The organism is Janthinobacterium sp. P210006, assembly GCF_036231885.1.
GTDB classification, from domain to species: domain Bacteria; phylum Pseudomonadota; class Gammaproteobacteria; order Burkholderiales; family Burkholderiaceae_D; genus Janthinobacterium; species Janthinobacterium violaceinigrum.
Window position 1 is genome coordinate 219,229 of the sequence record NZ_JAZARD010000002.1, and the last position, 12,870, is coordinate 232,098.

Sequence of the window (12,870 nt, forward strand, 5' to 3'; positions counted from 1 at the left end):
GTTCAAGGCGCTGCTGCAGGGGTGGGAGTGAGAAAGCCGCTGTCGGGAGACAGCGGCTTTTTTTACGTCAACAATCAGAATTCACTTGCATTCCTTGTAAGTATTATTTTCTTATTTTCAATCGCAGCTTCTAATACCATTGATGGACCTCGAATCTCTTCCCCAATAATCCAAACATGTTGCCGCGCTCTGGTAACGGCAACATAAAGTCGATTATGTGCGATGTAGTTTTGGAAAACTCTGCTAGCATTTGAGGTAATACTTGCTGAGCTCGGAACTCTACCATCATCAACACCAACCAATACAACTGCCTCGAATTCAAGACCGCCGACATAGTCTGCATGGCCCACAATGAAACATCCACTTTTCTCGGCAGATTTAATTGCTTCGATATCGCCACGTTCTATCAATACTGACGCCAATTTATTGTTCTCGCTTACGTAGCGTGCTGCATCATCGAAGAGTCCTCGATCGAAGAATATAAGTGCTATCTGATGTCTTTTAAGGTTTTTCGTGCTTTTTATTTTCTCAGCTGCCTTAAAAGAATAATCTAAAATTGCATCATTATTATTTAAAAGGTAATATTGCGGTATGGATTCTTCAGTATTTGAATCAAATACATATGATGCCTCTGAAATCGGATTGTCAAAATTCGTGAAAAGGTTTGCGCCGTGAGATGTAATCGAAAATGCCAAATCGGTTATTGAAGGGGTGCACCGAAAAACAGCCCGTAGTGTTGTACGTCGTTCAGTATTTTCGATTCCCATGGAGTCGTGAAATTCCATATCATTCCATGCAATATCGCCCAAGGCTTGCGACAAATCTATGGCATAAGAAATCGGAGTTTGTGTAGTGTCTTTTGTTAGGTAGTGAACCAAAGAAAGTTCATTCATATTAAAAAGATGGACTTCATCAATGAATATTGCATCATAGCCTTCACGGGCTCTGCGTCTCCTCCATATCGGTGAGTCAAGTTTAGACAAGGCAGATATGGCTATGTCGTCTGTGTCGAATTGTGAGAGAGTATCTAGTATGGCACTATATTTTTTAAAAATATTAAAAATAAATCGCCTATCGTGTTCTGAACTAATCGGTAGGCCATATACGGGTCGTTTTATCGATTTATATTTTTCAAATACCTCATCGCATCTACCTTTTATTACTACGCTAATTTCATGGCGAACTAGTTCTGCAATATGAAAAGGTTCATCTTTGTTAAATAGATCATATAGTGGTTCATTTATGAAATCACGATGCCCGGACAATCCATTTTTTACTTCATCAATCAATGTTACCAGATGAAGAAGTTGGAGATTTTTTGCTTCTGAAGAATCTATATCTAATAGTTCAGATTCATGTATATCATCCTTCAAGAAATCTCGGCATACATCTTGTAATGTCTTTATTTCTATTGATGGGTGTTGGTTATCTGCACTTATTTCATTTAGTCCTGATAAGATACTAACAAAATAACTTACATTCTTTACCATTGCCTGACTTGGGCATATAAATAAAAACCGACTTGATTTTCCATTTTTTCTTGCTATTTTTATCCCTTGTAGGCACTTTAAAACCATACAAATTGTTTTTCCAGAGCCTGCGGGGCCCTCTATTCGAGCTGGTTCGGAATAGTCGCGTTGAACAAATTCAAGTTGACGAGGCGATAATTTTGATAAGGGATCTGCTTGTCCAAGTACACTGGATGAGGAAAGAGAGTTTTCGACTAGAGTTGTCTGAAAAAATGATACTTTTGATGAGTCAGTTGGATTTGTATCTGTAGAAGTGTAGGTCTCTCGCTCAAAAATTTGATCAATTGATTTATTGAAATTTGTTTCAGAACAATTCTCATGTAATCCATTACCTTCGCTTGTGCCAAATTTGTAAACAAGCAGGTGTTTTCCGGCAAATCTTCTTGCCATTCGTCGTGCACTAGGTTCACGATCAATAGTTATTCTATATGAGCCTCCGCTAGTTATTGGGAATGGGAAAATTATTGCTTTTGGTGATCCTACCGGAAGGTATTCATTGTTATTTAAGCTTAAGTTCCCCCAATATTTTATTGCAAATCTCAAAAGCTTTTGAACTGCAGTTAATACCATACTCTCTGATACTTTTTCAATTTTGAAAGTTTCGAAGTCGACGGTTAAAGTATTTTTTTCTATAGAGTACTTCTCTCCTTTTGCCGTTAATATACATCCATTCTTTATGAACTTGTAATTCAATCCTGATATGGCTGAATTTTCTTCTGGTTGTAGGGCAAGGAATAGATTAATTAAAATGTTTGATTGTTCGAAGTCTGAACTTTGAAGTTCTCTGTTTGTTATTATGATTTTCGCTGCCTCCTCAGTAATTCCGATATATTCAAGCGATTTCATATTTTCCTTTTAGATTTTGAAAGTCAATTTTAGAAATATCTGATGTCCCAATTCTTGAGTAATAGCTTGTAAATCTTTGCAATATATGTTCTATATATGGTGATTGTAATGTTGAAAATATCTCGCCTTCATTTAAGTTGTCAAGATTTATATTTGAATATTTTCCGGATTTATCTCTATCATATTTTAATTTGTCTAGTCCAAGAGAAAGTTCATCTAGAATTGTTCTATTTAGCGTTATAGGTTGGGTGAAATCTATAATATACCCAACACAGTCTTCATCGGTCTTTATTCGTTCAATAAAGTGAGAGTCTAAACGAGAATTTCTCCAAAGTGAATCTAGTATTCTATTATGAACTTCTTTCATTTGTTTGTTGCTTTTAATTATATCTTTTTCTTCAATGTATGGTTTTAAAGATTCGAGGCAATCAAGATCATTTTTCTTTATATTTTTATTTTTCAAAATTTCTATTGTTGAATAGTAGCCATATATTTGAAAGGATTCCTTTGCAATTGTGTACTTTTCCAAAATGTCTGCTGCCATTTTTTCTACGGATTTCCCAGCTTGTACTATGACTTCTTGCTTTCCAACGGTAGACATCCAGTCTTTTAAAGGTAGGATAGGAAGGCATAAGACCGTTTTTGACTTCCTGTGTGCAATGTCACACCTTGCGGACACCACAACTCCATATGATCTTCCTGCATCAGGAGTTCTTAGACAGTTGAAAATGGCCCCTTGTGTAAGTTCGCCAAATTTAGCTTTTGTCACTAGCGCTCTCATTTTTTCCTTTATATATTTTAAATTCGCTTGATATTTTTAATACTTGCGAATCTTGTCTAATGGGTAGAGGTTTTATCTATAGCCCCTTCGCCCCCCCACAATCACCACCGCCGACGGCACCAATAAAAACTGCGCAATCAGCGTCCCCGCCAGCCGGCTTCCCACCAGCCACACCACCGCCCGCCGGAACTGCGATTCTTCGATCTTGCCTTCGATGACGTCGTCCGTCATGCCCGACATGTGCGGGTCGATGAAGACGGCCATCATGATGGTGGCGCCACCGTTGATGATCGAGGAGAGCGTGCTCGAGGTGACGCGCACGCTGGGGTCCAGCACGCCTGCGTACAGGGCGGCGAAGACGCCTACCGTCCACAGGGCCGTGGCGATGACGTTCATGGCTGTCATGGATACGGAGACGCCCGATTTCTGGCGCAGGTCCGTGACGTTGGCGGGCTTGGGCAGGCTGGCGGAAGTCCTGAGGTAGGACAGGCCGCCCTTGAAGACGGCGTGCAGCAGCAGTTTCGGTACGGACCTGTGCATCTGGAAGTGCTCGACGGCGCGGCAGAAGGCGCGCTGGAAGGTGGGGATCAGGATCGCGCCCAGTATCGTTGCCAGACTGGCGGAGAACAGCAGCCAGCGGAAGTCCAGCAGCAGGGCGCTGGCGGCGATATGCTGGTCGATTCCTGTTTCCACGCGCTTGGCGAGAAATGGTCCTAAAAACGAATTCGAGGTGCGCGACAGCAGCATGAGAATGCTGAACAGGGCCAGGGACACGGCGATGCGCCGCGTGCGGATGCCGGCGATGCGCACGGAATAGGCGAGGGTGCCGATGATGTGGATGATGAACGTCAGTGCGCAAATCAGCAGCAATTGCTTGTCCATCACAACCTTGCAGTAATGAAAATATAATTCCATGCTGCCATGGGATTACTTATTTTTCAACTGCAAATAAGTTAATTTTCCTGTGGTGGGGGATTTGTGGTGTTTTGGCTGGCGCGCATTGTATGGCCAGCGCGGCACAGAAACCGGGATCGCACGCTGTGGGGCCGGTGACGGCGGCACCGCAATTGCGCAGCATGCGTCGTCTTATTCAAGACGCAATTGCAAAAAATGCAAAAACTTATTAAAATGAAATTCTACTTTGATAAGGAATGCCATGCGCCAGCTCGCTTTTAGCCGTATCGCCGTACTCATGGGCACTTGCCTGACTGGGCTGGCCATCGCGGCACCCACTGTGCACCTGTCCGCCAGCCCGGAGGTGGTGGCCAAGGGAACGAGCACCTCGATTGCCTGGGATGCCTTGGGTGCCGAATCGTGCGCTTCGTCGTGGGCGCCGTCGCTGCCCCTGACGGGCTCGTACACGCCGCCGGCGCTGCAGGCGGCCACCAGCTATACGGTGACGTGCCAGGGTGGCGGGGCCAGCGTGTCGCAGCAAGTGACGGTGCAGCTGGCGCCCGCCTGCGTGACGAATTGCTTTACCAAACGCTGGATCTATTTTTATGGCGGCATTGCCTGGGGTAAAAAAACCGCGAACGCGGACTTCAACAAGCTGTCGGCGCTGATCGTCAACGCGGCAGCGCTGGGCTATAACGGCATCGTCGTCAATATCGGCGGCGAAGACTCATATATTTCCGACTCGCGCGATTCGCCCGATTTTGCAGGCAACCTGGCGGCCATCAAGCAATTGGCGCTGGATAAAGGCATCGAACTGATACCGATGGGCGGCCATCCGCAGATACCGGCACAGCTGCAACCGGAACTTGCCGAAGCGGTTCCCGTGGTGGACACGCCGTTTGTCGTTGCCAATGGCGTGGCCAGGGTCGCCACCCATTGGCTGGCAAATGATAATTTTGCCGCGGGAAAAAGCGATTGGGACCTGTGGGACCTGAATATCCAGCATGATCCGACGGAAGGACACAACGGGCCTGGATCGCTCAAGCTGGTGCAACCCAACGGCTTTGACCCGGTCCCCAAAGGCGCCCAGCCAAAGCGGCACGAGCAAACGCGCCTGCACCGCCGCTTTGTCAATTTGCAGCCATTTACATCCTACCGCGCCTCGTTCTGGATCATGGTTAAAAATTACAAGGCGCCATTAAAGGTCCAGGTGCTGGCCGATACAACCACCATTCCCCTGTATGACAGCCTGTATCCGCTGGGATGGGGAAGCAGCAATGGCGCGTGGAACGCCAAGCCGAATGCACTGGGGGAGTATGGCGAGTGGAAAAATATCACCATCGATTTCAATACCCGGGAGTTTGGCAACATTAATTTCTATGTGGGCGCGTGGAGCAACGCCAAGAATGACGAGCCGGGGGAAGCGTGGATAGACGATATGCAGATCCGGGAAACAGGTTTGGCCCATCCCGTCGTGCGCAATCACCTGGAAGTGAGCGTGCGGTCGAAAACCACGGGCACCGTGTACAAGGAGGGGCTCGATTTTACCGTTGCCAACGAGTCGCTGAACATACTCAACGGGCGCATTCCCGATGGAAGCCAGCTGCTGGTATCGTGGTATCAGCAAGCGAAGAACATGATGCCCGTCTGGACGGCGCCGGCCAGCGCTTGTCCGCCCGAGTACATGGCCTGGCAAAGGACGGGCTATGAAAAAATCAAGGCGCTGTATCCCACCAGCCAGAAATTCTTCATTAATTATGACGAGTGGCGCATCATGAACTGGGACCCGAGCTGCCAGTACGCGAGCGCGGGCGCCTACCTGGCCGGCACGATGACGGCCATGCAGGCGATGCTCAAGCAGGTCAATCCGGGTGTGGAACTGTACGTGTGGAACGATATGTTCGATCCCAACATGAATGCCATCGACAAGTATTTCATGGTCAATGGCAGCCTGCTGGGGGCTGCCGATGGCATCCACCCGAATACCGTCATCGTCAACTGGACGCAGAGAAATGTGTACGTCGACCCGCCGCCGATCCCGCTGCAGCAGTCTTCGTTGAAATTTTTCCACGACCGCAACCTCAAGCAGGTGATCGCCCTGTATTACGACGACTTGCCGCTGACGGACGAATGGCTCGACAACCTGGATGCGGCCGAAGCGGATGGCGTGACGGGCGTCGATGGCTTCATGTACACCACCTGGGTCGACAATGGCAAGTATGAGGACCTGGCGGCAGTCGCCAGCAAGATCAAGGCGCGCGCCAAGGCCCGCTGGCCGCAGTGACGGGAAATGGTGCGCTGGCGTGCCTTGGCCGCTTGTATTCCGGGCAAGCGGCCTCAACCGAAGTCACGGCGCGGCTAGCTCCTGTCCCACCAGGGCGGCGTGCTTGACGACCAGGGGCACGCCATGTCCACTTCGCTGATCCTGTAGCGGATCTCGATCACCTGGCCGGGGCTGAAGGGACCGCGTTTCCAGTCGCCGGAATCAAAGACGTAGCCTTTGCCCTTGATGCAAAGACTGGTCGGATTGCTGCCGATGGGGCCGGTCGAGTGCAGGGTGACGCGCACTTCGCCGTTGGCGTCCAGCGGGGCGTCGCCACCCATGAAGAGTAGATCCGAGCCGACATCGCAGACACTGGTGCTGCCCACTTTGCTGCAGTGCTTGATATACGTTTCCTGGCGCGCCTGGGCCAGGTAATCGTCATGCCGCATCGGCTTGCCGTCGTCATAGGTAAAGCGCAGGACGACTGGCGTAGGCTCGCTGGCAGGATGGCGCGTGGTGCTGGTGCAGGCGGCGCTGACCAGGGCCAGCAAGGGCCAGGCCAGCAGGCGCAGGCCGCGGCGCAGCATGGATGGGGATTTGCCGCCGGATGGATGCTGCATGTGGCGTTGCCATTTGTCTCATGATCGGGGCGCCGATCATAGCATGCGCGGACGGCGGTTCCGCTAGCATGCTCCGCGATTCAATTCCTGCAGCACTTTTTGGCACAGCACCCCGTAGCCCACGCCCGTGCCCCGCTTGTGGGTGGCCAGGTCGTAGCGGGCGCTGATGTCGTCCCACGCCACGCTGCCGGGCAAGGGGTGCAGGGCCTCGTCGAGGTCCATCTCGAAGTGGATGAAATGGCCATCGGCGCTCAGCAGCTTGCCGGACACGGCGGGCATGCCGGGGAAGGCCAGCTGCAGGTCGAGCATGATGGCCGCGTCGAGCGCCACGCCGTGGCTGGCCGCGCACTGGCGCAAGGCCTCGGGCACGGGGCGCGCGCGCCACCAGGCCGCCGTCTGCTTGATGGCGGCCAGGGCCAGCGCGTTTTGCTGTTGGACAGAATACTGTTTGCTCATGGCTGCCACCCATGGGAACGGGGCTTGCCGCATCAACGCGATGCCAGGCTCAGGCTTTGCACGTGGGCGGGCACGATATCGCCGCTGGCCAGTTTTTCGGCCGGCACCAGCATCTGCACTTCGCCGCCCACGCTGCCGTTGTCGCGCAGGTCGATGCGCATGGCCAATTGCCGGTCGAGCGCCACGAAACGGTTGCTGTCGGAGGCGATGATGCGGTGTTCTTCCTGGTCGTCGATGCGCGCATACATCATGGCGCCGAGGCTGCCCGCGTTGCGCAGGTAGAGCACCTGGCCGTTCGAGAGCTCATAGGCGCCGCGGAACTGGCCAAACGTTTCGGCACTCATGAAGTATCGGTGTGCCGGCAGTTCGATCGTCTGCAGGCGCCCGCCTGGAATGACGACGGTCTGGCTGTCGGGGAGCGATTGCGCATTGGCCAGCAGGGCGCAGATGCCCAGGGTGCCGGCGAGTATCCATGTTTTCATTTTCCAGCCCATCCTTGAATTGTGGTGCCGTCCGCTGCCGGTGCGGCGATGTTGATGTGGGTGCCAGGCAAATCGAACCGGCTGGTCCGCGTGCGGTGCTGGTACATGGGCAAGGCGCGGGCTGCCGGTCTTGCCAGTGTAGGCAGGCGAGTTGCCGTGCGCATCATCCGATCGGATGACACGGCCTCAGGCGTCGAGCACGGCCAGGTGCGCCGTGGCGCCGTGGATCAGGGCGATCAGCTCGCCCTGGTGCCGCGTATCCGTCTTCAAATACGTGTGGTGCAGATGGGTCTTGACGGTATTGACGCTGATGCCGCCGCGCGCGGCGATCTCCTCGATGGTGGCGCCCTGCGCCAGGGCCTTGCCCACTTGTGCTTCGGCTTGCGTCAAGTCAAACAGCTGGCGCAAGGCAGGAATGGACGTGCTCGTTTGCGTAGGGTCGCGGGCGATCAGCAGCGCGCATGGAGGCTGGCAAGCGGCAAGCGGGGTGACAGTGAGCGCCAGCGGCGCCTGCTGCGTGCGCGTCAGGCGCAGCGACTGGCATTGCGCTGCGCCGCCAGCGCTGCCGATCACCAGGCGCACGGCGCGCACGAGGGCGGGCGGGGCGGCATACGCCAGGTGCGCTGCATGCAAGGCGTGGCCGGCGGGGGTGGCGAAGCGCAGTCCGAGGCCGGCGTCGAGTACCAGCACGGCGGCGCCCATGGCGTCGAGCGCCGCCAGCGCGCAGTGGCTGGCCAGTTGCGCCTCGCGCAGGCGCTGCTGCAAGCATCGCGCGCGTTGCAGATGCGGCAAGAGTTCCTGCCATTGCGAACCGTTCAAGCCTGCGCTGTCGAGCTGCGGCCAGTCGTTTTCGCCGCAGGCTGCGCCGTACAGGGCGACTATCAGTTTGCCCACGTCCGCCGTTGCTGCCACTGTCCCCATGCTTGCCCCCATTGCCTGATTACATCAGTGTGCCGCAGGCGTGCAGGTGCGGAACTGGGTAAGGGCGGTGTGGCGCAGCGATCCACACTACCTTTGTGAGGAAGGGCTAGTCGCTGCCATCTGGCCTGGGCATCTTTCAAGATAGTACATAGACATCGTTGCTGCAATGGTCCGTGGAAATATGCGTGGATAGTGTTCTGTAGGAAACTTGCGCAGGTAAAACACGTCCATGATGTAAGATTCGCACTATGTCCGATTTTACATTTACCGATTGCCCATGAGTTCAATAATGATCCCCGACGTCGCCCTGGTCGACAATACCGAACAACGCACGCCGCTGGTGCTCGTGCTGGACTGCTCCGGCAGCATGGATGGCGAACCCGTGTCGCTTCTCAACGATGGCCTGGCCTTGCTGGAACAGGAATTGAAATCCGACGTGATCGCCGCCAAGCGCGTGCGCATCCTTGTGATCCAATACGGCGCGCACGATGAAGCAGTCGTCGCCAGCAACTGGTGCGACGCCATGGATTTCACGGCGCCCCGGTTGGAAGCGAACGGCACCACGCCGACGGGCGCGGCCGTGGAACTGGCGCTGGCGGAAGTCGAGCAGGAAAAGCAGCGTTTCCGCCAGGCGGGCGTCGCATACACGCGGCCGTGGCTGTTCCTGATGTCGGACGGCGAGCCGACGGACCGCTGGCAGCACGGCGCCGAGCAGGCGCGCGCAGCGGAACAGTCGAACAAGGTGGCGATCTTCCCCATCGCCGTGGGCGACAACGCGAATATCGATTCCTTGGGGCAGTTTTCGAGCCGGGGCGAGCGGGGCGTGAAGCAGCTGAAAGGCTTGCAGTTCCGCGAGCTGTTCCTGTGGCTCAGTGCCAGCATGCAAGTGGTGTCGCAATCGCGTCCCGGCGCGCAGGCGCAACTGGCGTCGACGGACGGCTGGTCGGTCGTGAATACGTGAAAGCCCGTTGATCCATGACTGCAGTACAGAATATGTGGCGCGTGTTCGGCGCCTCCGTCACGGGCAAGGCGCACCTGGATAAAGACATCGCTTGCCAGGATGCGCACGCGCACGCCGTCGTGGGCGGCGTCTTGCTGGCCATCGTCTGCGATGGTGCCGGTTCCGCCAGGCTCAGCGAGCAGGGCGCGGAGTTTGTCGCAACACAAACCGTGCAGGCGCTGGCCGGCCGGCTGGAGCAGGGCGCCACCGTGCAGGATTTACAGGACGGCGCGCTGGCGGCCACCCTGGCGCAGATCCGCGCCGCGCTGGACGACATCGCCCGCGCGGCCGACGCCACCGTCGACGACTACGCTGCCACGGTCGTCGGCGTGGTGATGGGCGCCGACACCGGTTTCTTTTTCCACCTGGGCGATGGCCTGGGCGTGGCGCAGCTGGGCGATGGCGGCGAATTGATCTCGCTGCCCGCCAACGGCGAATACGCCAATGAAACCTATTTTCTCAGCGGCGAACGCTGGCGCGAACAGCTGCGCCTGCTTGCGATTCCGCAAGCAGCAAGCGGCGTCGTGCTGATGTCGGACGGCTGCATGCCCTTTGCCATGAGCAAGAACAATGGGGGCCTGTACGCGCCGTTCATGGATGCCGTGCAAGGCTATCTGCGCACGGTCGACAGCGTCGGGCTGGGCAATGCTGCGCTGGCGTCCACCCTGGCCGACCCGCGCACGCACCAGATCACGGGCGATGACAAGACCCTGCTGTTGGCCTTGCGCGCATGAGCCAGAAGCAGGGTGTGACACCGGGCCTGAGTCCCGGTGGAAAAATTTGGCTGGATAAAGTCCGCAGTCTGATCCTGGGCAAACTGATTAAAAGCGGCGGTGCTGGCAGCGTGTATCTGTTGCCTGGCGCGCCTGCGCAGGTGGCCAAGCTGTACCACCCGCACCTGGACCGGGCCGCCAACCGGCGCAAGCTCGAAGCGATGCTGGAACTGTCGCCCGAATTGCCCGATCAAATGGAAAACGGCAAGCGCTACGTGCAGATCGCCTGGCCGCAAGCGGCCGTGTTCGACGGCCAGGGCGGCTTCGCGGGCTTCGTCATGCCCCTGCTGGACATGGCGCAAACGGCCGAGCTGGAACACATCATGCAGGAGCGGCAGGCGCGCGCGGCCGGCTTGCCCACGGGGCTCGGTCCCAAGCTGACCCTGGCCGCCAACCTGGCCGCCGTCATCGATGCGCTGCACCAGCAGCAGCATTACGTGGTCGATCTGAAACCCGTGAACCTGCGCTTTTACCGCGACTCGCTGTACATCGCCATGCTCGACTGCGATGGCTTCAGCATCCAGGGCCATGCGGAGCGTTTTCCTGCCGAACAATTCACGGCTGACTACCTGGCGCCGGAATTCCAGCGCAAGGGCATGCCGGCGGGCACGGAAATGGCGCAAGACCGCTTTGCCCTGGCCGTCGTCATCTTCCAGTTGCTCAACTTCGGCATCCACCCGTACAGCGGGCGGCCCGGCAATGCGCAAGTGGCAAGCGACATACCCGGGCGCATCCGCGACGGCTGCTATGCGTACGGCATAAAACGCCACAAGCAGCTGGCGCCGAACGCCACCAGCGGCCATGCGCTGATGCCGCCCGAGCTGCGCGCCATGTTCGACCGCGCGTTTTCCCCGTCGCCGAAACCCCAGCGGCCGTCGGCGTCCGACTGGGCGCAGTTACTGCGCGGCTATGCGCAGCGCAGCGGAGGCAAGCTCGTCGTGTGTGCCGTGCATCCCGAACACCAGCATTTTGCGGGCCTGGGTTGCGCCGCCTGTGCGCGCGACAAGGTCATCGGTGCTGCGGCGCAAGCGTCGGTGCAGGCGCAGCAGACGCTGCTGCAGCAGCAATCGGTTCCGCAACAGCGCAGCGTGCGCCGCACGGCGCCGGGGCAGGCGCCGGTTGCCATCCCCTTGGCGGGCAACACTGGCGCCGGCATTTCAGGCAAGGGCTGGGGCGTGGTGGTGGTGCTGATCGTGCTGTTCCTGATCGGCTTTACGGCCTGGACTTCGTCGCCCGATGCAGTGAAGGACAAGGCCAGCCTGCAGGCGCAAGCCGACCAGGCGGCAGGCCTGGAAGTATTTTCCTGGCGCCCGCGCAGGACGGCCGGTTTCCAGCCGTCCGATGCGCGCAAGGCCGTGCGCAGCCTGTCGCAAGCGATCAGCAAGGGCGACGACGATGCCGTCACGCGGGGCTTGCAACTGCTGTACCGTGCCGGCGAAGAAAAGCAGTCCGGCTACGGCGGCGACCGCACGCAGGCGCAGCTGCGCGCCTCGTTGCTGGAAGGCCTGGGCTGGGTGCCCGGCTATGAGCCGGCGCTGGTCGCCAGTTATCTTGATCTGCTGCAAGCCAACCCGCGCGACCATCTGGTGGCGGCGGCCATGGGCCGCATGCACCTGAGCCTGAACGAACCGCAGGCGGCGCGCCAGTACTTCGAGCAAGCCGTGTGGGCGCGGCCGACCGATGGTACGGCCTGGCTGGGCATTGCGGCGGCTGCACAGCTGCGCGGTGGCGACGAGCGCGATGCCGTCAATCTGGTGGCGCTGGCGCGGCTGACGGCATACCGTTATGCCGTGCAGAACGCCTTGCCGGCGGACCCGGGCGAGCCGGCCGACAATGGCGTCGCGCGCACCATGCAGCGCATGGAGCTGACCGCCAGGGTGTTGCGCCTGGCGCAACCGGGCGCCTACCAGAAGCGCTGGGACAAGACGCTGGCCGATGGCGCGCTGCTGGCGCAAAGACTCCAGGCCATGCCGCCACTGCGGGACCAGGTCGGCGGCGTGCAGCGCGAGACGATGGCGACGGTCGACTATGGCGTGCTCGATGCAAAGCACGCGACGGGCGAAAACCGCTTGATCCTGGCCATTGCCGCCGACGGCAGCCTGACGCATGCGACGGCGGAATTGCCGATGGAACCCATGCTCAACAAGGCGCTGCTCGATAGCGTGAAACGCTGGACCTATCTGCCTGCCGTGCAGCACGGCCAATTGCAGGACGCCAAGGTAGTGGTGCTGGTGCGTTACCGCGATGGCCGGGTCAGCTTCGTGCCGGGCGGTGTCGCCGTCACGGCGGAACATTAGAGGAATAC

Annotated in this window: 11 protein-coding genes; 4 read left to right on the top strand and 7 right to left on the bottom strand. The window is 56.7% G+C overall.

All coding sequences use genetic code 11. From position 1 onward, the window contains the following. Positions 1-74 precede the first annotated feature (74 nt). From VPH41_RS09405 to VPH41_RS09415, 3 genes are all read right to left on the bottom strand, one after another. A complete protein-coding gene (locus VPH41_RS09405; RefSeq protein ID WP_328569765.1) occupies positions 75-2,375 on the bottom strand; it encodes a UvrD-helicase domain-containing protein in 2,301 nt (766 codons plus the stop codon). Further along, positions 2,362-3,144 carry a hypothetical protein gene (locus tag VPH41_RS09410; RefSeq protein WP_328569766.1) on the bottom strand — a complete coding sequence of 261 codons (783 nt, stop codon included), beginning with the start codon at positions 3,142-3,144 and terminating at the stop codon, positions 2,362-2,364. The genes VPH41_RS09405 and VPH41_RS09410 overlap by 14 nt, the downstream gene beginning before the upstream one ends. Before the next feature lie 84 nt (positions 3,145-3,228). Next, positions 3,229-4,038, bottom strand: a complete 810-nt coding sequence (locus VPH41_RS09415; RefSeq protein ID WP_328569767.1) for a lipid II flippase Amj family protein — start codon at positions 4,036-4,038, stop codon at positions 3,229-3,231. Positions 4,039-4,312: 274 nt separating this feature from the next. Here VPH41_RS09415 and VPH41_RS09420 point away from each other — a divergent pair, with 274 nt between their 5' ends. After that, complete coding sequence (locus VPH41_RS09420) at positions 4,313-6,334, top strand: hypothetical protein (RefSeq protein ID WP_328569768.1); 2,022 nt, start codon at positions 4,313-4,315, stop codon at positions 6,332-6,334. Between the two features lie 74 nt (positions 6,335-6,408). On the opposite strand, the gene VPH41_RS09425 is transcribed toward VPH41_RS09420, so the two are convergent. From VPH41_RS09425 to VPH41_RS09440, 4 genes are all read right to left on the bottom strand, one after another. Beyond that, positions 6,409-6,933: a hypothetical protein gene (locus tag VPH41_RS09425; RefSeq protein WP_152257725.1), complete on the bottom strand. Its 525-nt coding sequence runs from the start codon at positions 6,931-6,933 to the stop codon at positions 6,409-6,411. A gap of 63 nt (positions 6,934-6,996) precedes the next feature. Next, complete coding sequence (locus VPH41_RS09430; RefSeq protein ID WP_328569769.1) at positions 6,997-7,389, bottom strand: hypothetical protein; 393 nt, start codon at positions 7,387-7,389, stop codon at positions 6,997-6,999. Positions 7,390-7,421: 32 nt separating this feature from the next. After that, positions 7,422-7,871: a hypothetical protein gene (locus VPH41_RS09435; protein ID WP_328569770.1), complete on the bottom strand. Its 450-nt coding sequence runs from the start codon at positions 7,869-7,871 to the stop codon at positions 7,422-7,424. Between the two features lie 186 nt (positions 7,872-8,057). After that, a complete protein-coding gene (locus tag VPH41_RS09440) occupies positions 8,058-8,792 on the bottom strand; it encodes a helix-turn-helix transcriptional regulator (RefSeq protein ID WP_328569771.1) in 735 nt (244 codons plus the stop codon). Positions 8,793-9,069: 277 nt separating this feature from the next. On the opposite strand from VPH41_RS09440, the gene VPH41_RS09445 reads away from it, so the two are divergent. Genes VPH41_RS09445 through VPH41_RS09455 form a run of 3 tightly spaced genes read left to right on the top strand, consistent with a single transcriptional unit; the run spans position 9,070 to position 12,862 of the window. Next, positions 9,070-9,753, top strand: a complete 684-nt coding sequence (locus VPH41_RS09445) for a vWA domain-containing protein (protein WP_328569772.1) — start codon at positions 9,070-9,072, stop codon at positions 9,751-9,753. A gap of 14 nt (positions 9,754-9,767) precedes the next feature. Next, positions 9,768-10,526 carry a PP2C family serine/threonine-protein phosphatase gene (locus VPH41_RS09450; protein WP_328569773.1) on the top strand — a complete coding sequence of 253 codons (759 nt, stop codon included), beginning with the start codon at positions 9,768-9,770 and terminating at the stop codon, positions 10,524-10,526. Continuing rightward, on the top strand, positions 10,523-12,862 hold the full coding sequence (locus VPH41_RS09455) for a hypothetical protein (RefSeq protein ID WP_328569774.1): 2,340 nt from the start codon (positions 10,523-10,525) through the stop codon (positions 12,860-12,862). The genes VPH41_RS09450 and VPH41_RS09455 overlap by 4 nt, the downstream gene beginning before the upstream one ends. Positions 12,863-12,870: the final 8 nt, after the last annotated feature.

What these genes read in the sequence shown, in the direction of transcription:
- VPH41_RS09405 (WP_328569765.1), bottom strand. Translation starts at nt 2,375, where the DNA reads ATGAAATCGCTTGAATATATCGGAATTACTGAGGAGGCAGCGAAAATC.
- VPH41_RS09445 (WP_328569772.1), top strand. Translation starts at nt 9,070, where the DNA reads ATGAGTTCAATAATGATCCCCGACGTCGCCCTGGTCGACAATACCGAA.
- VPH41_RS09440 (WP_328569771.1), bottom strand. Translation starts at nt 8,792, where the DNA reads ATGGGGACAGTGGCAGCAACGGCGGACGTGGGCAAACTGATAGTCGCC.
- VPH41_RS09415 (WP_328569767.1), bottom strand. Translation starts at nt 4,038, where the DNA reads ATGGACAAGCAATTGCTGCTGATTTGCGCACTGACGTTCATCATCCAC.
- VPH41_RS09430 (WP_328569769.1), bottom strand. Translation starts at nt 7,389, where the DNA reads ATGAGCAAACAGTATTCTGTCCAACAGCAAAACGCGCTGGCCCTGGCC.
- VPH41_RS09425 (WP_152257725.1), bottom strand. Translation starts at nt 6,933, where the DNA reads ATGCAGCATCCATCCGGCGGCAAATCCCCATCCATGCTGCGCCGCGGC.
- VPH41_RS09450 (WP_328569773.1), top strand. Translation starts at nt 9,768, where the DNA reads ATGACTGCAGTACAGAATATGTGGCGCGTGTTCGGCGCCTCCGTCACG.
- VPH41_RS09455 (WP_328569774.1), top strand. Translation starts at nt 10,523, where the DNA reads ATGAGCCAGAAGCAGGGTGTGACACCGGGCCTGAGTCCCGGTGGAAAA.
- VPH41_RS09420 (WP_328569768.1), top strand. Translation starts at nt 4,313, where the DNA reads ATGCGCCAGCTCGCTTTTAGCCGTATCGCCGTACTCATGGGCACTTGC.
- VPH41_RS09435 (WP_328569770.1), bottom strand. Translation starts at nt 7,871, where the DNA reads ATGAAAACATGGATACTCGCCGGCACCCTGGGCATCTGCGCCCTGCTG.